This window comes from Mesorhizobium sp. M7A.F.Ca.US.010.02.1.1, assembly GCF_004023085.1.
Lineage (GTDB): Bacteria > Pseudomonadota > Alphaproteobacteria > Rhizobiales > Rhizobiaceae > Mesorhizobium.
On record NZ_RZRV01000015.1, the window covers coordinates 62,609 to 80,581 of the forward strand.

The window sequence follows — 17,973 nt, forward strand, 5'->3', positions numbered from 1 at the left end:
AACGCTGCCCGGTCTTCTTTTTGGCGGCCAACAGCCATCTTCTTCGCGGCCAAGGGATTGGCGTCAGCGGTTGGTGAAATTCGGCTTCCGCTTCTCGGCAAAGGCCGCCATGCCTTCCTTCTGATCGTCCAGTGCAAACAGCGAGTGAAACAGCCGGCGCTCGAACCGCAATCCCTCGGCAAGCGTCGTCTCGAAGGCGCGGTTGACAGCCTCCTTCGCCATCATCACCGATGGTAGTGAGAAAGCGGCGATCTTGGCTGCGGCCTTCAGCGCCTCCTCGACAAGCTCGCCGGCAGGCACGACCCGCGACACCAGACCAGAACGCTCGGCCTCGGCGGCATCCATCATCCGCCCGGTCAGGCACATGTCCATCGCTTTCGACTTGCCGACGAAGCGGGTCAGCCTTTGTGACCCGCCCATGCCTGGAATGACGCCGAGGGTGATCTCGGGCTGGCCGAATTTGGCCGTGTCGGCGGCGATAATGAAATCGCACATCATCGCCAGCTCGCAGCCGCCGCCGAGTGCATAGCCCGCCACCGCCGCGATAATAGGCTTTCGCGCCCGCGTCAGTTCCTCCCAGCCGACGAAGAAGTCTTGAGCGTAGGCGTCCGCGTAGGAGATGGACTGCATCTCCTTGATATCGGCGCCGGCGGCGAAAGCCTTTTCGGAACCCGTGATGACCATGGCGCCGATATCTGGATCGGCGCTGAACCCGTTCACGGCTGCCACCACTTCGGTCAGAATCTGCGAATTCAGCGCGTTGAGCGCCTGCGGCCTGTTCAGCGTGATCAGCCCAACCTTGCCGTGCGTCTCGGTGATGATCGTCTCATAGGCCATGGCTGCTTCTCCTTGCTCACGCTCGTCTAGAGCGGTTCATCGTTTCACGGAAACGCAGAACCGCTCCCATCTCCTTGTCTCGACGCAATTCTCGACGGAAAACCGTTTCACACTTTTCCTGGAATTGCTCAAACTCACCGCTGACATGTCCGGCAATAAAAGGTCGATCGGCCGCTCTGCACGATCCGTTCGATGTGGCCGCCGCAGCCGGGCTTGGAGCAGGCCTCGCCTTCGCGGTCGTAGACGGCGAAGGCGTGCTGGAAATAGCCCAGCGACCCATCGGTCTGCATATAGTCCCGCAGTGAGGAGCCGCCGGCTGCGATCGCATCCGATATCACCGAACGAATGGCTTGCGCGAGGTGTTCGCTTTGGGCTTGGGCTTTCTTTCCGGGCCTGGCGATCGTGCCCGCCTCGCGCAGCGGCGACAGGCCGGCACGCCACAACGCCTCCGACACATAGATGTTGCCGAGCCCGGCGATCAGCCTCTGGTCGAGAAGCGCTGCCTTCAGTGGTGATCGCCGCCCCTTCATCAATGAGGCGAGCAGCGCACCGTCCAATGTGTTGCCCGTAGGCTCGACGCCAAGTCCAGCCAGCATCGGGTGAACGTCCGGCAGTCCCTCCGCAAACAACATGAAGCCGAAGCGGCGCGGATCATTGAAGATCACGCGGGACCGGGCACCGGTTGGAGACTCGACATGGAAGACGACGTGGTCGTGATTGGAGCTTTTCGAGCGGTCGTGCCGGAAGATGCCGGGCATGTCGCTGCCATCGGCCGTCTCGACGCGGAATGAGCCCGACATGCCGAGATGGCAGATCAGCACGGGCCCGCCTTCCAGGTCCATCGTCAGATACTTGGCCCGGCGGCCGAGTGCCGTGATCGTCTTGCCGGTCAGCCGCTGCGCGAATTTCTCGGGAAATGGAAAGCGCAGATCCGGTCGGCGCGCCTCGACGCGGGCGATGGTGGCGCCTTCCAGAACCGGCTGAAGTCCGCGCCGGACGGTTTCGACTTCCGGCAATTCAGGCATGACCGCCGATCGCCGTATAGAAAGAAGTGCCGTAGCGTCCGGGCGCCAGCCCGAGATGCTCGGCCAGGGTCTCGCCAATGTCGGCGAATGTCGTTCTCAGTCCGATGTCGCCGCCCTTGAGACCCGGTCCAGTGCCGATCACCGGAATGCGCTCGCGCGTGTGATCGGTCCCGCCCCAGGTCGGGTCGTTGCCGTGGTCGGCCGTCAGGATGAGAAGATCGCCCTGCCGCAGCCTCGCAAATGCTTCCGGCAGCCGCAGGTCGAAGGCCTCGAGCGCGGCAGCATAGCCTGCGACATCGCGGCGGTGACCGAATTCGGTGTCGAAGTCGACGAAATTGGCGAAGACGAGGTCACCGTCGCCGGCATCATCGATCGCACCCAGCGCCTCGTCGAACATCGCCATGTTGCCTGCCGCCTTGCGCACTTGCGAAATTCCGCGATGGGCGAAGATGTCGCCGATCTTGCCGACGGCGATGACACGGCTGCCACGCGCCGTCAGCCGGTCGAGCAGGGTCGGTTCCGGCGGAGGCACGGCGTAGTCATGACGGTTGTATGTCCGCTCGAAAGTGGCGGTGGTTTCGCCGACGAACGGCCGCGCGATCACCCGTCCAATCCTCAGCGGGTCAACCAGCCTGCGCACCACCTGGCAGAATTCATAAAGCCGGTCGAGGCCGAAATGGACTTCATGCGCGGCGATTTGCAGGACCGAGTCGACCGACGTGTAGCAGATCGGCTTGCCGGTCCGGATGTGCTCCTCACCGAAGCGCTCGATGATCTCGGTGCCCGGCGCATGGCAATTGCCGAGAATGCCCGGCACCTTGCCTTCACGGATGATCGCCTCGGTCAGTTCGGCCGGAAAGGCCGGAACCGTATCCGGGAAATAGCCCCAGTCGAGGCGCACCGGCAGGCCGGCGATTTCCCAATGGCCGGATGGCGTATCCTTGCCGCTCGAAACCTCCTGTGCGGCGCCGTGAAAGGCAGTTGGGAGCATATCCGCCCCGCTGTTGGCAAATCCCAGTCCCGTCGCGGTTTCGGCAGCCTTGCCAAGCCCGAGTGAGGCCATATGAGGGACAAACAGCGGTCCACTACGAGACCCTTCGCGATCCGCACGGCCCTCCGCACAGGCCTCTGCGATGTGCGCGAATGTGTTGGCGCCGGCGTCACCGTAGCGGTCGGCGTCGGCCGCGCCGCCGATGCCGAAGGAATCCAGGACGAAGAGGAAAGCGCGCGCCATCAAGTTGTTGCCAGTTTGACCGACCAGACATAGGGTTCCGCGACTTCATTGGCAATTCGGAAACCAAACGGCAACGGGCAGGCGTGACAATCAGTGCATATCGCCCAAAAGTGCGCAGCGGTTTTGGGGGCAACGACTTGCCCAAAGCAAGCAGTGCGTCGCCCAAAAGTGCGCAGCGGTTTGGGAATGACGATCTGAGCATCGATCCGGGAAAACAGACGGCGGTTCTGTCATGAGGGTTGCGTTAAAGACATATGCCGCTCTGTTGCTGGGGCCGGGCGCGCTCGTCGGGCTCTGGTCCAACCCGGCGCATGCCGACTGGCGCGATGATATCGGCACGTTTCGCATAGGCATCGTTGCCGAGCCAGGTGCCGGCAACGCCGTTCCGGGGCTGGCTGTGTTGACCGACGCCTACACCAAAGCATTGGGCATGAAGGTCGAGTTTGTCGTTGCCCGCAATTATGCCGCGCTGATCGAGGCGCAGGCCGATTCCCGCATCGAATATGCGATCTATTCGGCCACCGCCTATGCAACGGCCTCGCAGCGCTGCTTATGTATCGAACCGCTTGTCGCTCCGGTCGATTCAGACGGCGCGATCGGCATCCGCTCCGTTCTGCTGACGCGGGACGGCAAGCTGCCCGACCTTGCGGCGATGGACCGCCATCGTATCGCCATGGCGCCTTCGGACAGCGTCGGCGGTTCTCTCCTGCCATTGGCGGCGTTGGCCGCGGAAGGCCGCAAGATCGCGGAAGATGCACCGTTTCTGGCCCGTGCCGATTCGGCCGCGGCGGCCGAGACGATGCTGGTCGACGGCAAGGCTGATGGCCTGTTTGGCTGGGTGACGGCCGCTGCCGACGGCCCGCGAGAACCGTCGGGCACGCAGGCCAGGTTGGAGGCGGCAGGGCTCTCGGTGACGGCGCTTCGTGTCGTGTGGACGTCGGGTCTGCTGAGATACGGCCCGCACGCGGTCCGCAGCGATCTCGACCCGGAAGCCAAGCGTCGACTTGCCGTGTTCCTCACCAACCTCAAGTCGACGACGCCCGATATCTACGCCCTCCTGGAATCGGGACATTCCGGCGGCTTCGCTCGCGTGGCGCCAAAAGACTACGAGATGGCCGCTGCTATCGTGCGCTTCGTTTCGGACCGTGAGCCGCAGCAGTAGCGGCCCTGCGCAGGGCCTAGCTGGTTCTGTTCAACAGTCGCTGCAAGGGATCGTCACGCTTCTGCGGGGGCGCAGATAATAGGTTTCGCCCATGGTTATGTTGCTGAAAGCCGAGGTCAGTCCAAGCTTCTGTTGACTGCTCGCGCTCCACGCGATGGCCGGCGTATAGCCGAGGTTGCTTTCGACGCGAATGAGAAACGTGTTGGCGACTCTGAGCGACGTCGGGATCGTTGTCTCGGTGGTGGCGCCGGCGCCACGGCTGGCGACGCCGGCGACCAATTTGCGTGACCAAACCACCAGTGCCCTCGTCGCATCGGGCGTAACCTGTATCGCCGTGATGGTGATGCTAGGGGGCGAGCGGTTGTAGGGCTGAAGGGTGACGCTGCCGATCTGCATGATGGCGTCGACATCCGCTTTGAGGACGCTTGTCTGCTGGGTGACGAGATCGGCCACCATGCTGCCGATACGACTGACCTTCTTGCTGGTCTCGATGGCTTGCGACGCTTCCATTGTCAGGAAATACATGATCAGCAGAATTGGCATGATCAACGCGAATTCAACCGCCGCGATGCCGCGGCGATCGGACCAGAATCGGCTTGCTTTCCGCCAAACTCCCGTAATCATAAGATGTGCCCCCGCACGCATCATGCCCTTGCCCTTTTCTTATACTGCTCGTGCATTCCGCTCAGTTGTCGAACGGCTCGTTCTGCCAGGTCACCGATGCGAAATGCAGGGTCTTGTTGCCGCCCATCGACTGCGCCAGCAGATCGGTCATGATCGGCCACTTGTAGAAGACCCGAAGCATGTTCCTCGACTCCGCCGCACCCGCTGTCACTGAGAACGATTGGGTTGCGGTGCCTTTCGTCAGTACGACGTCGCCGTTCTGGATCTTGAAGCCTGCCGTGGCCGCATCGGCGAACGACGTATATTGGCGAAGATCCACCAGCAGTTGATTGGGACAATCCTGGGAGACGATGATCTGCAGTTTCGTGCAGATCATGTCCCGCAAATTGGTTCCGGCAACGTCAGCCGCTCTCAACTGGCCGGTGCGCAGCTTGCGCGCGACATCGTCGGTGACGTTGGCCATCACCTCCTGGCCGGCAAACGAGATGCAGCTTTCCAGAATGGCAAAGACAAGCAGCGCGAAGGGGACTGAAAGGATCGCGAATTCGATTGCCGTGGCGCCGCGCCGGTCACGAAGGAAGCGGGCGAAAAACCTTGGGCGTCTCACTTTGTGGTCGCCTGCGCGACCGAATTCCTTGCTCATGTCCGATCCTGCCGATCTCTATGCGGTCTCGGAAGGAGCATTAGCGCAAACCGATTGAGGTCCGGTTTGGATGATCGTTAAAGTCGGCGCAGGCCTCTTAACCAGACAATAACCGGAACGGCAGTCGGCAACGCCACCTATCGGCTGACGCTCATCTCCGCTTCCGAAGACTTCTCCGCTTCGCTCTTGTACGAGCTTTCGCAATAGGGTGTGCACGACATCGTCTGGATTTCGGCGCGCCGATAGATGCGCACGGACGAGGCGGCTTGCCGCACCACGGTAACCTGCTCGTCGACGATGGGGCTGCCGTCCGTATCGAGCACGACCAGATTGGTGACCCCGAAGCCTTTGCCGGTGAGCACGATCGTTGAAGCGTCCTGCACCGAAGCGTCGGCGATTGCCGGGTTGCCGACCACGATGGTGTCGGCGGGACGCGACAGTTTGACGATCTTGGCCTGGTTCATCGTGACCTCGATACCGGCGCCGGCCATGGCGGGCGCGACGAAGCTCGAGACGGCAAGAAGCGCGGCAATCAGGATTGACGATCTCGGCTGGGCCATTGAGGCGCTCCACGCAGGCGGACTGATCAACGGAACATGAACGAGATTGGTGAACCAACGGTTAAGCATGCGGTGTCGCCAATGATGCGATGGCAGACAAGGACGCTCGCCGGGCACTGTCCGGAAGTCCACAAACCCGGGGCGAGAAGGCTCAGTGGTATATTAGCCCCAGGTTAACCACGCAATGTGTTCGAACCGGGAAAGGAATCGGTAAGGCTGTTTCTTAAGCCGATCGAAAGAGCTTCTGCCTAGATTGGCAGCATCCGATCAACCATCACAGAAGTTGACGGAAGTGCTGTAACACGTGGAGTAGGAGCTCTCGAATGTCTAATCTCATCGCACGTTTTGTGAAGGACGAATCCGGCGCGACCGCTATCGAATATGGTCTGATCGCCGCTCTCATTGCGCTCGCCATCATCACTGGCGCGGGCCAGCTCGGTACTGCGCTCAACGCCAAGTTCACCAACATCGGATCCACGTTGAACGGCGCTGGCAACTGATTCGCTATCGCTGAAGCAATCAACTTGCAGCAAGGGCCGCCTCACTGGCGGCCCTTGCTTTGTTTGTGAGACCTTAGGGTACCAAGACGTTTTAGCAGCGGGCCTCATCAATCGTTAATCGAACATGTCTAGACTGGCCGCATTGGAATTGAACAATAGGCACAGCGCCGATGCTTGAAGCCCTGATCTTCGTCGTCTTTCCGTTCTGCATGCTGTTTGCCGCGATTTCCGACATGCTGTCGATGACGATCGCCAATCGCGTGCCGGTGCTGCTCGTCGTTGTTTTCGCGCTGGTCGCGCCGCTGACGGGTATGGACTGGGCGGTCTATGGCGGACATTTCGCCGCCGGCGCCCTGGTCCTGGCCGTGACGTTCGGCCTGTTTGCAATGGGCGGCATGGGCGGCGGCGACGCCAAGCTTCTGGCCGCCACCGCGATGTGGATGGGCCTCAATATCAATCTCGTGGAGTATCTTGTCGCCTCGACAATCATCGGCGGCCTGCTGACGCTGGCGATCATCCTCTACCGGAAGTCGCTGCTTGCGGCCGTTACCGGCCAAAATCCGTTTCTGCGCCATTTCGCCGACGAGGCAAAAGGTGTTCCCTACGGCGTCGCCCTCGGCCTTGGCGGGTTGCTGACCTATCCGGATTCGCCTTTGATGGTATGGGCGCTTGCCAGGCTGGCGACTTGAGCACGATCTTATTTTTATTGTCTGTCAGCATTGCCGAAACCCCGTTCTCAACAGGGCCGGCCCGGCCATTTTGGCCGTTCAGACCACATTCCGGCTAATTTATGTAAACCTTAAATTAATCACGATCGTAAGCATTACATTAACCTTGTTTTGACGATTGCCGCTGCAAAGTCCGGCTTGGCTACGTGGTTTGCCAGGGCAAGGGTTCGGACAGATGCCAGCATCGCGATTGATAATTCTGAGCGTGGCGGTGGCCGCGGCGGGTGGCGCTGGCTATGTCGCGAAGAACATGGTGGCACCGCCGCCCCAGGTCGTCGTCGATTCCGGCCCCCAAGCCCCGGCAGTGGCACTCCAGGATGTGCTTGTGCTTTCAGGCGACGTTCCGATGGGCAGCCCGATCCAAAGCAACATCGCCTGGCAATCCTGGCCCGCCGACGGCGTCAACGCGAATTTCATCACCCGCACCGCCGAGCCCGAGGCGCTGGACAAGCTGAAGAGTTCCGTTGCCCGTGTGGCAATGTATGCCGGAGAACCCCTGCGGCGCTCCAAGCTGATCGGCGAGGGGCAGAGCTTCATGTCGTCGATCCTGCCTTCCGGCATGCGGGCGGTCGCCACGGCCATCTCGGCCGATACGTCGGCCGGCGGCTTCATTCTTCCCAACGATTTCGTCGACGTCATCATGACCCGCAGGGCCGATGCCGCCAGCGGCGCCGCCGGCTTCAACACCGAGACCATCCTCAAGAACATCCGCGTCCTGGCCATCGATCAGACCATTCAGGAGGACGAGGAAGGCAAGAAGACCAGGGTGGGTCAGACCGCCACGCTGGAACTGACGCCCAAGCAGGCGGAGATCATCACCGTCGCCCAACAGATGGCGGATCGCCTGACCCTGGCGCTACGGGCAGTCGCGGACGCGCAGGAAAAGAATCTGGGTGAGGCCGACTATCTCGTTTCCGGCAATGGCCGCAGGGGAACGGTGAGGCTGATCAAGTCGGGCGAAGTTTCCGAAGTAGGGGCAAGGAAATGAGGCTAAGCGGTAAACTGCCGGCAATCGTAGCCGCGGCATTCGGCCTGCTGCTCGTCGGAACGAATGTGCAAGGCAGCGTTGTCGAGGCAAAGAACGCGCAGGTCACGGCATCGACGGCCACCCAGCGCGTCAAACTCGGCCTCAACAAGTCGGTGGTCATCGACCTGCCGAGCGATGCCTACGACATTCTCGTCGCCAACCCGGCGGTGGCCGATGCGGTGACCCGCACCGCAAGGCGCATCTATCTGTTCGGCAAGGCGGTCGGCGAGACGAACATCTTTGTCTTCGGTCCGAATGGCGAGCAGATCGTCAGTCTTGACCTGGCCGTCGAACGCGACGTTGCCGGCCTTGAGGATTATATCAGGCGCTTCCTGCCGACGTCGGCCATCAAGGTGGAACTGCTCAACGACAACGTCGTTCTGACCGGAACGGTCGACACGCCGCTGGACGCAAAGCGCGCGGTCGACCTGGCGACGATCTTCGTTTCGGGTGGTGAAGCGACGACGGGACAGTATTCGCAGACCGCCGCCGGCGGTTCAGCTCAAAGCGGTGTCGACATCAACAATCCGGACCAGGAACGCCGCACCAGCAAGATCGTCAACCTGCTGCAGATCATTGGCGACGACCAGGTTACGCTGAAGGTCACGGTCGCCGAAGTCAGCCGCTCCGTGATGAAGCAGCTCGGCGTCAACATGGTCGGCAGCGGCAGCTCCAACGGCATTTCTTACAGCGCGGCAAGTTCGCCTGCTTTCGGGTTGGGCAAGCCGATTGCGGCTAGTTCCGGTTTGTTGCTGGGAGACGGGATCGGAAACGGCCTCCAGGCCTACATCAATGCCATGGAGCAAAGCGGCGTGATGAAGACGCTGGCCGAGCCGACCCTCACCGCCGTGTCGGGCGAGAAGGCAACGTTCAAGGTCGGCGGCGAGTACAATCTGGCCACCGGTCGCTCGAGCAATGTCTCGACCGACAATCAGACCGGCCTGACGACATATTCATTTGAAAAGATCGAATACGGCATTGGCCTCGAGTTCCAGCCGGTCGTGTTGTCGGCGGGGCGCATAAGCCTCAAGGTCAGAACCTCCGTATCGGAGCCGACCACGGATGGTGCGCCGACCCTCGAAGGTTCGGGCACTCAACCCGGTATGACGATATTGTCCATCCGCAAAAGGCTTGCCGATACCACTGTCGAATTGCCTTCGGGCGGGTCGATGATGATCGCGGGTCTCGTTCGCGACGACGTTCGCCAGGCTATCTCGGGCCTGCCTGGCCTAGCCAAGATCCCGGTGCTCGGCTCGCTCTTCCGCAGCAGGGACTTCGTCCGCAACGAGACCGAGCTCGTCATCATCATAACGCCCTATCTGGTGAAGCCGGTGGCCCGCAACGACCTTGCCAAGCCGGATGACAATTTCAACGCCGCCAGCGATGGCGCCGGCATGTTCCTTGGCCGCGTCAATCGCGTCTACGGCACCATGCAGACAGACAAGCCCAACGGCCGCTACCACGGCGTTGTCGGCTTCATCTACAAGTGAGCGGGGAAGCGGACATGTCTCAGTCAGCATTGAAGGCAAGCACCATCGCGGCAGCGATGCGCTTTGGCCGCTCGCGGGTCTGCCGGGGAGCCGTTCCTGTCCTGGCGGTTGCGGTGGCGGCTCTGCTGGCCGGCTGCGCCCAGCGCGACAGCATCACGGTCGGCGCCATTCCGGACGATTACCGCACCAACCATCCGATCGTGATCGCCGAGAAGAATCAAAAGATCGACCTCCCGGTTGGTGCCGGTGACCGCGGCATGACCGGCTCTCAGCGCGATACACTTCTTGGCTTCCTCGATGGCTATGACAGAAGTGCCGCCCCGACGCTGACGATCCAGGTCCCGAGCGGATCGGCCAATGAGGTCGCCGCGACCGCGGCGGCCCGTGATTTCGCCCGGCTCGCGATCGCCAGCGGCGTCAAGCGCAACCGGCTTGTCGTCACCTCTTACCAGGCCGCCTCGAGCGAAATATCCTCGCCGGTCCGCGTCGCTTATGTTGCGGTGAGGGCGCGGACCGACAAATGCGGACGCTGGCCAGCCGACCTCGTCGATACGTCGGAGAATAAGCACTATGCCGACTTCGGCTGCTCCTATCAGAACAATCTTGCCGCCCAGATGGCCAACCCGGCCGATCTGCTCGGCCCGCGCAAGCCGTCCACAATCGATGCTGAAAATCGCGGCGCGGTGATCGATGTCTACCGTGCAAGAGGCATTTCGGATGAGTTCCTGGGCAATTCGGAAGTAGACTACTAAGCCGCCAGTCTCGGATAGAACAGGCCACGGGAAAGAGCATGACGATGAGCAACCTTGCCTACGACGCCCCGGTGGACGGCAGCGATACCTCGCAGCAGGACATCGCCGCGATGCAGGCGTTGCGGCCGATCCCGCGCATCTCGATCCAGGCATTCTGCGAGACCGAGGGTGTTGCCAATCCGGTCGAGCGCGCCGGCGAGGACCGCCGCATGACGAAGGCGCATCTCAAGGTGCATATGGGCGGCGTCCCCACCGCCATCGAATTCTACCAATCGGCGCCGACGCCCAACCTGATCCTGCTGGAATCGCGCAGCGAGCCCAAGCAATTGCTGGAACAACTCGCCCAGCTTTCGGAATATTGCGATCCGACGTCGAAGGTGGTGGTGATCGGCCACTACAATGATGTCGGCCTCTACCGCGAGCTCATCCGCAACGGCATTTCCGAATATGTGATCGCGCCGGTCTCGATGGCCGACATCGTCAGCGTGGTGTCGTCGATTTTTATCGATCCGGAAGCCGAGCCGCTCGGCCGCTCGATCGCCTTCGTCGGCGCCAAGGGCGGTGTCGGCTCTTCGACGATCGCCCACAATGTGGCTTGGGCGATGTCCTCCCTGTTCAAATCCGAAGTGGTCGTCGCTGATCTCGATCTGGCTTTCGGCACCGCCAACATGAATTTCGACCAGGATCCGGCGCAAGGCATCGCCGAAGCGGTGTTTTCGCCGGAGCGCATCGATGAAGTCTATCTTGACCGGCTGCTGACCCAGTGCGCCGAGCATCTGTCGCTGCTGGCAGCACCTTCGACGCTCGAACGGGTCTATGATTTCGATCCCGAGGCCTTCGTTCAGCTCATCGACACCGCCCAGCGCAGTGTGCCGCTTCTGGTGCTAGACGTCCCCCATGCCTGGACGGGCTGGACCAAGAACACCCTGGTCAAGGCCGACGAGATCGTCATCACCGCGACACCGGAACTTGCCAATCTGCGCAACACCAAGAACCTCGTCGATATGCTCAAGCGGCTTCGTCCCAATGATCCGCCGCCCAAGCTGATCATCAACCAGGCAGGCGTGCCGAAGCGCCCGGAGATTTCGCCGTCCGACTTCGCCGAGCCGCTCGGCTTGTCGCCGATGTCGGTCATTGCTTTTGATCCGTTGCTGTTCGGCAATGCCGCCAACAACGGACGCATGCTTGGCGAAATGGATGCCAAGAACCCGGTCGTCGCAATGATCAACGAAATGGCGCATGTGCTGACCGGGCGCAGCGAAATCAAGATCAAGAAGAAGGCCGGGCTCGGCAGCCTGCTCGGCAAGCTCTCACGCAACAAGAAGTGACGCTTCAGCAGTGGAATCGGTAGTCGATCATGTTTGGTAAAAGAGGCAGCGACGACGGCAACCGGTTCACCCCGGAATTTCGCCAGCCAGCACCGGCGCCTGTTGCGCCGCCGGCTGCAGGTTCCATGGACACGGCGGTTCTGACCCGGCCCGCGGCTGCGCCAAGCGCAGCTGTCGCGCCGCAGGCGCGCCGTGCGGTCGAGGCACCGCCATTGGCGCCTGAGCCGAAGCGGGCACAGCGCGAAAAGAGCGAAACTTATTACGATACCAAGAGCCAGGTCTTCTCCGCGCTCATCGACACCATCGACCTGTCGCAGCTTTCCAAGCTTGATCCTGAAAGTGCGCGCGAGGAAATCCGCGACATCGTCAACGACATCATCGCGATCAAGAACTTCGCAATGACGATCGCCGAGCAGGAAGAGCTGCTCGAGGATATCTGCAACGACGTGCTCGGTTATGGGCCGCTCGAGCCGCTGCTCGCCCGCGACGACATCGCCGACATCATGGTCAACGGCTCCAGGAACGTCTACATCGAAGTCAACGGCAAGGTCGAACAGACCGGCATCCGCTTTCGTGACAACCAGCAGCTCCTCAACATCTGCCAGCGCATCGTCAGCCAGGTTGGCCGCCGCGTCGACGAATCCAGCCCGATCTGCGATGCGCGCCTTCCCGACGGCTCCCGCGTCAACGTCATCGCGCCGCCGCTCTCCATCGACGGCGCCACGCTCACCATCCGTAAATTCAAGAAGGACAAGCTGACGCTCGATCAACTGGTCAAGTTCGGCGCCATCTCGCCGCAGGGCGCCGAAGTTCTCAAGATCATCAGCCGTGTTCGCTGCAACATCGTGATCTCGGGCGGTACCGGTTCGGGCAAGACCACGCTGCTCAATTGCCTGACCAACTATATCGACCGCGAGGAGCGCGTCATCACCTGCGAAGACTCGGCCGAGCTGCAATTGCAGCAGCCGCATGTGGTGCGCCTCGAAACCCGCCCGCCCAATCTGGAGGGCGAGGGTGAGGTGACGATGCGCGACCTGGTCAAGAACTGCCTGCGCATGCGGCCCGAGCGCATCATCGTCGGCGAAGTGCGCGGACCCGAGGTGTTCGATCTTCTGCAGGCGATGAACACCGGCCATGACGGCTCGATGGGCACGATCCACTCGAACAGCCCGCGCGAATGCCTGAACCGCATAGAATCCATGATTGCCATGGGCGGTTATTCGCTGCCGCAGAAGACAGTGCGCGAAATCGTCGTCGGCTCCATCGACGTGATCATCCAGGCGGCGCGCCTGCGCGACGGATCGCGCCGCATCACCCACATCACCGAGGTGATCGGAATGGAGGGCGACGTCATCATCACGCAGGATATCGTCCTCTACAACATCAAGGGTGAGGACGCCAACGGCCGGCTGTTGGGTGAGCACGTATCGACCGGCATCGGCCGTCCGCATTTCTGGGAGCGTGCACGCTATTACGGCGAGGAGCAGCGTCTCGCCATTGCGCTCGAGGCGATGGAGAAACGCGCTGACTGACGTGTGCTGGGGTGTAAGGGTTCGGGCCAATGTTTGGAATTGACGGCACAGTACTGGCGTTTGTCGTGCTCGCCGGCTTCAGCGCCGGCGCCGTCGCCTATGCATTTCTGTTCACCCGGATCAGCAACGAGAAACAGGTCGGCAAGCGGCTCGAAACGATCAGGACCGCCGAGACGGATCGCTCCGTGGTCAAGGCCTCGCGCGACCGCGTGGCGGAAGCCACCAAGCGGCGCAAATCGGTTCAGGATTCTCTCAACGAACTCGACGCCAAGCAGAAAACCAAGGACAGCCGCGTCAAGAAACCGCCGCTGAAAGCCCAGCTTCGTCAGGCCGACCTCAAGACCACCATCGAGCGTTTCTATATATATTCCGCAATATGCGGCATCGTTTTGACGATGGTCGCCTTTGTGGCCGGAGCCCCGCTGATCGCCTTGCCGGGCGTGCTGCTGGCCGGGGGGCTGGGCCTGCCGCGCTGGTTCGTCACGTTTCGTCGCGCCCGCCGGGTCAAGGCATTCCTCAACGAATTTCCAAATGCGCTCGACATCATCGTGCGTGCGGTCAAATCCGGCCTGCCGCTGAACGACGCCGTGCGCCTGATCGCCAACGAATCGCCCGAACCCGTGAAGACCGAGTTTCGCCGCATCGTCGATTCACAGCAGATGGGCCTCTCTATCCCCGACGCGACCTTGCGCATGCCCGAAACCATGCCTTGCACCGAGGCAAGCTTCTTCGGCATCGTTATCCAGATTCAATCGCAGGCCGGCGGCAATCTCTCCGAGGCGCTGGGCAATCTTTCGCGCGTGCTTCGCGATCGCAAGAAGATGAAAGCCAAGGTCGCGGCGCTGTCGATGGAAGCGAAGGCGTCCGCCGCGATCATCGGTGCGCTGCCCTTCATCGTCGCCTTTCTCGTCTACCTGTCGAGCCCGGCCTACCTGATGCCGCTGTTCAACACCAGCGTCGGAAACCTGATCCTTGGTTGCTCTGCGGTCTGGATGTCGATCGGCATCCTGGTGATGCGCAAGATGATGAACTTCGAAGTCTAGGATGCTGGCATGACCGAGCAAGTCATCAAGACCCTGACGGATCCGAGCTTCCTGATCGCGATGCTGGTCGCGATAGCGGTGTTTGCGACCGTCCTCACCTTGCTGCCGGCGTTTGGCGGAAACCAGCTCAAGTCACGCATGAAATCCGTTGCGCTGGAACGCGACGAACTGCGTGCGCAACAGCGCGCCCGGCTTGCGGTCGAGGCCGACCGCCGTCGCAAGGGCTTGCGCGAGGAACAGTCGATCGGCATGCGCAACATTGTCGACCGGCTGGATCTGAGACGCGCGCTCGCCGATGAGAGCACATTGCAGAAACTCAAGGTGGCCGGTTTTCGTGGACAGAATCCGCTGACGCGGTTCCTTTTCTTCCGTCTCGTGCTTCCTTTTGTCGGTTTCGCGCTGGCCGCAATCTACATCTTCGTGCTCGGAGGGCTGCCCGACAAGCCACTGGTCATCAGGCTGTTCGTCTGCGTCCTCGTTGCTTACGGCGGCTTCTACGCACCGGTCATCTACGTCAACAACCGCGCCACCAAGCGCAAGCAGTCGATCCAGATGGCATGGCCGGATGGGCTCGATCTGATGCTGATCTGCGTCGAATCGGGCATGTCGGTGGAAGCGGCACTGCGCAAGGTCGCCGACGAGATCGGTGCGCAATCGGTGGCGCTGGCGGAAGAATTCATCCTCACCAACGCCGAGCTTTCCTATCTGCCGGAGCGCAAGCAGGCCTACGAGAACCTGGCAAGCCGCACCGGCCTGGATTCGGTCAAGTCGGTGTCGCAGGCGCTCGTCCAGGCCGAGCGTTACGGCACGCCGGTGGCGCATGCACTGCGCGTGCTTGCCGCCGAAAGCCGCGACATGCGCATGAATGCGGCCGAGAAGAAGGCGGCCGCCCTGCCGCCAAAACTTACCGTGCCGATGATCCTGTTTTTCCTGCCGGTGCTCTTCGCCATCATTTTGGGTCCCGCCGGCATTCAGGTCAGCCAACGCGGTATCTTCGGCGATCATGCGGCGCCGGCAACAAACGCCCAGTAGCGGCGAGGTAAATTCCTGCATTCCCTCAAACGAAGAAGCCGCGCATGCAGCGCGGCTTCTTCGTTGGGCATCGGGATTGTGGTCTCAGTTGGTCGCGGATTTCGGCTTTTCCTGGTCCTTGAGCTGGCTCCAGGCATTCTGCTGGGCCAACATCTGCCTGAGATAGGCGACGTTTGCCTGCGCCTGTTCGGGCGAGAGCTCCTGCGAGGCGATCTTCTCGGCCTCGTCGAACCGGCCTTGCAGGCCGACGACCAGTGCCAGGTTCTGGCGGACGCGGCTGTCCGCATTCGGCTGCTGCGCGGCCGAGCGCATATAGGTTTCGGCGGTGCGCAGGTCACCTTGTAGCACATACGACATGCCAAGATTGGAGAGCACGGAAGGCTCGTTCGGCTTGAGGTCGAGCGCCTTGCGGTAAAGCTGGCGTGCATCGTCCTTCTGGCCAGTCTGGTCGAGAATGGCCGCTTCGGCCGACACCAGCTTCCAGTCGGGATATTCCGGTGTTTGAGCGCGGCGCACGGCGTCGAGCGCCGCCTCGAACTGGCCATTGGCGGCCAGCGCCTTGCCATAGGAGGCAAGCACGTCACGATCCTTGGGGAAAGCGATGGCGAGCTTGCGCATCACGGCGAGCGACTGATCGGCGTCGCCATCCATCTGCAATGCCGCCGCATAATTCGTCGCGATCCGCTTGTCGTTGGGGTTCTTCGCGTAGGATTGGCCGAGTGCGCCGGTGGCATTGTGCAGTTCCCCGGCCGACATGCTTTCCAGCGGTTTGCCGCCGGTGCGTGCGATAGAGCCGGTGGAGAGCTTGTCGGTTCCGCAACCGGCGACGCCCGCCGCCAGCGCCAGCACAAGGGCCGTGATGATGAGCCGTTTTCCCCTGGCATCGATCCTGCGGTTGGTCGGCATGGCCACCTAAGCCTCCATTCATGCGCGGCCATTGCGTGGCCGTCTTCCCTCCCGCAGAAATATTCTGTTAACCCTAACGGATGGTTAAGAACGGCGACTCACACGGAGAACATCGCATGCCTGTCGAACTCGTCGGGAAGACATTGCCGGGCGCGCTGCCGGTCCATCTGATCGCCAGGGACGGTCTGGACGCGGCCGGCCTTGCGCCGGCCGCTGTCGCCTGGGCCAGGGCCAACGGCTTTTCCGGCGAGGCAGGCAGGACGCTGGTCGTGCCCGGCGAAAACGGGGCGCTCGGCGGCGCCTTGTTCGGCGTCGGCGATGGCGAAGGCGCGCTCGCCCTCGGCGCACTGTCGAAAGCCTTGCCGGAAGGCGACTGGCATTTCGCCTCGACGCCGGCCGAGCCGGATCTCGCGGCGATCGCGCTGCTGCTCGGCGGCTATGTCTTCACCCGTTACGGCAAGAAGTCAGGCAGGGCGCTGCGCTTCGGCCTGCCGGCAGGCGTCGATGCCGGGCGCGTTCGCCGCATTGCCGATGGCGTCTTCCTGACACGCGATCTGGTCAACACGCCGACCAGCGATATGGGCCCGGAAGATTTGGAGGAGGCGGTGCGGACCCTGGCTGCCAGGCACAAGGCCGAAGTCTCGGTGGTCAAGGGTGACGATCTCCTCGACCGGAATTTCCCGATGATCCATGCTGTCGGCCGTGCGTCGGCCGGCGCGCCGCGCCTTATCGATATGCAGTGGGGGCAGCAAGGGGCGCCGAAGGTAACGCTGGTCGGCAAGGGCGTCTGCTTCGACACGGGCGGTCTCGACATCAAGCCATCGTCCGGCATGCTGCTGATGAAAAAGGACATGGGCGGTGCCGCCAATGTCCTTGGCCTTGCCTCGATGATCATGGCTGCCGGGCTGAATGTGCGGCTGCGCGTGCTCATTCCCGCGGTCGAAAATTCGATTGCCGGCAACGCCTTCCGGCCTGGCGACGTGCTGGTGAGCCGCAAGGGCATCACTGTCGAGATCGGCAACACGGATGCCGAGGGACGGCTGGTGCTGGCCGATGCGCTGGCGCTGGCCGACGAGGAGGAGCCGCAGCTTCTGGTCGACATGGCGACGCTGACCGGGGCTGCCCGTGTCGCGCTCGGCCCCGATCTGCCGCCGTTCTACACCGGCGACGAAATGCTGGCATCCGATCTTGCGGCGGCTTCCGTCGCGGTCGAGGATCCGCTGTGGCGCATGCCGCTGTGGCAGCCCTACGATGCAAAACTGTCGTCGAAGATCGCCGACATCAACAATGTCACCCCGGATGGTTTCGCCGGCTCGATCACCGCGGCGCTGTTCCTCAAGCGCTTCGTCGAAAAAACCGCGGGCTGGGCGCATTTCGACATCTTCGCCTGGAACCCGGCTGACCGTCCGCATGGCCCCGCCGGCGGTGAGGCACAAGGCATCCGCGCGCTGGAGCGGATCATCGCGAAACGCTACGGCTGACGGTTGCAGGCGAGAGACGGCAATCGCTTTGACTGAAACGGAACCGAAACAATTTGCCGTCATGCTGGC

At 62.1% G+C, this 17,973-nt stretch carries 18 protein-coding genes; 11 read left to right on the forward strand and 7 right to left on the reverse strand.

The window, feature by feature from the left end; genetic code table 11:
* Positions 1–63: 63 nt before the first annotated feature.
* From EOA19_RS17755 to EOA19_RS17765, 3 genes are all read right to left on the reverse strand, one after another.
* Positions 64–837 carry an enoyl-CoA hydratase gene (locus tag EOA19_RS17755; RefSeq protein ID WP_023811385.1) on the reverse strand — a complete coding sequence of 258 codons (774 nt, stop codon included), beginning with the start codon at positions 835–837 and terminating at the stop codon, positions 64–66.
* Between the two features lie 134 nt (positions 838–971).
* On the reverse strand, positions 972–1,862 hold the full coding sequence (gene mutM, locus EOA19_RS17760) for a bifunctional DNA-formamidopyrimidine glycosylase/DNA-(apurinic or apyrimidinic site) lyase (RefSeq protein WP_023811384.1): 891 nt from the start codon (positions 1,860–1,862) through the stop codon (positions 972–974).
* Positions 1,855–3,096 carry a phosphopentomutase gene (locus EOA19_RS17765; protein WP_023811383.1) on the reverse strand — a complete coding sequence of 414 codons (1,242 nt, stop codon included), beginning with the start codon at positions 3,094–3,096 and terminating at the stop codon, positions 1,855–1,857. The genes mutM and EOA19_RS17765 overlap by 8 nt, the downstream gene beginning before the upstream one ends.
* Before the next feature lie 232 nt (positions 3,097–3,328).
* Between EOA19_RS17765 and EOA19_RS17770 the strand changes: the two genes are divergently transcribed.
* A complete protein-coding gene (locus tag EOA19_RS17770; protein ID WP_023811382.1) occupies positions 3,329–4,258 on the forward strand; it encodes a PhnD/SsuA/transferrin family substrate-binding protein in 930 nt (309 codons plus the stop codon).
* Positions 4,259–4,288: 30 nt separating this feature from the next.
* Here EOA19_RS17770 and EOA19_RS17775 read toward each other — a convergent pair whose 3' ends face one another.
* The 3 genes from EOA19_RS17775 to EOA19_RS17785 form a co-directional block, all read right to left on the reverse strand.
* On the reverse strand, positions 4,289–4,906 hold the full coding sequence (locus EOA19_RS17775; RefSeq protein WP_023811381.1) for a TadE/TadG family type IV pilus assembly protein: 618 nt from the start codon (positions 4,904–4,906) through the stop codon (positions 4,289–4,291).
* A 37-nt stretch (positions 4,907–4,943) separates the two neighbouring features.
* A complete protein-coding gene (locus tag EOA19_RS17780) occupies positions 4,944–5,525 on the reverse strand; it encodes a TadE/TadG family type IV pilus assembly protein (RefSeq protein WP_127295250.1) in 582 nt (193 codons plus the stop codon).
* Between the two features lie 137 nt (positions 5,526–5,662).
* Positions 5,663–6,085, reverse strand: coding sequence for a pilus assembly protein N-terminal domain-containing protein (locus tag EOA19_RS17785; protein ID WP_013533687.1), 423 nt, complete (start codon positions 6,083–6,085; stop codon positions 5,663–5,665).
* Positions 6,086–6,408: 323 nt separating this feature from the next.
* Here EOA19_RS17785 and EOA19_RS17790 point away from each other — a divergent pair, with 323 nt between their 5' ends.
* The 9 genes from EOA19_RS17790 to EOA19_RS17830 all read left to right on the forward strand — a co-directional run bounded on the left by EOA19_RS17790 (position 6,409) and on the right by EOA19_RS17830 (position 15,517).
* A complete protein-coding gene (locus EOA19_RS17790; RefSeq protein WP_127327695.1) occupies positions 6,409–6,585 on the forward strand; it encodes a Flp family type IVb pilin in 177 nt (58 codons plus the stop codon).
* A gap of 170 nt (positions 6,586–6,755) precedes the next feature.
* Positions 6,756–7,274: a prepilin peptidase gene (locus EOA19_RS17795; protein WP_127327694.1), complete on the forward strand. Its 519-nt coding sequence runs from the start codon at positions 6,756–6,758 to the stop codon at positions 7,272–7,274.
* A gap of 214 nt (positions 7,275–7,488) precedes the next feature.
* Positions 7,489–8,301 (forward strand): Flp pilus assembly protein CpaB, encoded by an 813-nt coding sequence (gene cpaB / locus EOA19_RS17800; RefSeq protein ID WP_128304341.1) that lies wholly within the window; start codon positions 7,489–7,491, stop codon positions 8,299–8,301.
* Positions 8,298–9,830 (forward strand): type II and III secretion system protein family protein, encoded by a 1,533-nt coding sequence (locus EOA19_RS17805; RefSeq protein ID WP_128304342.1) that lies wholly within the window; start codon positions 8,298–8,300, stop codon positions 9,828–9,830. Before cpaB ends, EOA19_RS17805 begins: the two co-directional genes overlap by 4 nt.
* A gap of 14 nt (positions 9,831–9,844) precedes the next feature.
* Positions 9,845–10,582 carry a CpaD family pilus assembly protein gene (locus EOA19_RS17810; protein ID WP_128304343.1) on the forward strand — a complete coding sequence of 246 codons (738 nt, stop codon included), beginning with the start codon at positions 9,845–9,847 and terminating at the stop codon, positions 10,580–10,582.
* A gap of 38 nt (positions 10,583–10,620) precedes the next feature.
* Entirely contained in the window at positions 10,621–11,910 is a 1,290-nt protein-coding gene (locus EOA19_RS17815; RefSeq protein ID WP_032909185.1) for a CpaE family protein, read from the forward strand.
* Between the two features lie 29 nt (positions 11,911–11,939).
* A complete protein-coding gene (locus EOA19_RS17820) occupies positions 11,940–13,442 on the forward strand; it encodes a CpaF family protein (protein WP_128304344.1) in 1,503 nt (500 codons plus the stop codon).
* Positions 13,443–13,471: 29 nt separating this feature from the next.
* Complete coding sequence (locus EOA19_RS17825) at positions 13,472–14,485, forward strand: type II secretion system F family protein (protein ID WP_128304345.1); 1,014 nt, start codon at positions 13,472–13,474, stop codon at positions 14,483–14,485.
* A gap of 9 nt (positions 14,486–14,494) precedes the next feature.
* On the forward strand, positions 14,495–15,517 hold the full coding sequence (locus EOA19_RS17830; RefSeq protein ID WP_023811371.1) for a type II secretion system F family protein: 1,023 nt from the start codon (positions 14,495–14,497) through the stop codon (positions 15,515–15,517).
* Between the two features lie 84 nt (positions 15,518–15,601).
* Here EOA19_RS17830 and EOA19_RS17835 read toward each other — a convergent pair whose 3' ends face one another.
* Positions 15,602–16,423: a tetratricopeptide repeat protein gene (locus EOA19_RS17835; RefSeq protein WP_128304371.1), complete on the reverse strand. Its 822-nt coding sequence runs from the start codon at positions 16,421–16,423 to the stop codon at positions 15,602–15,604.
* A 116-nt stretch (positions 16,424–16,539) separates the two neighbouring features.
* Between EOA19_RS17835 and EOA19_RS17840 the strand changes: the two genes are divergently transcribed.
* Positions 16,540–17,904, forward strand: a complete 1,365-nt coding sequence (locus EOA19_RS17840) for a M17 family metallopeptidase (protein WP_128304346.1) — start codon at positions 16,540–16,542, stop codon at positions 17,902–17,904.
* The last annotated feature ends 69 nt before the right edge of the window (positions 17,905–17,973 follow it).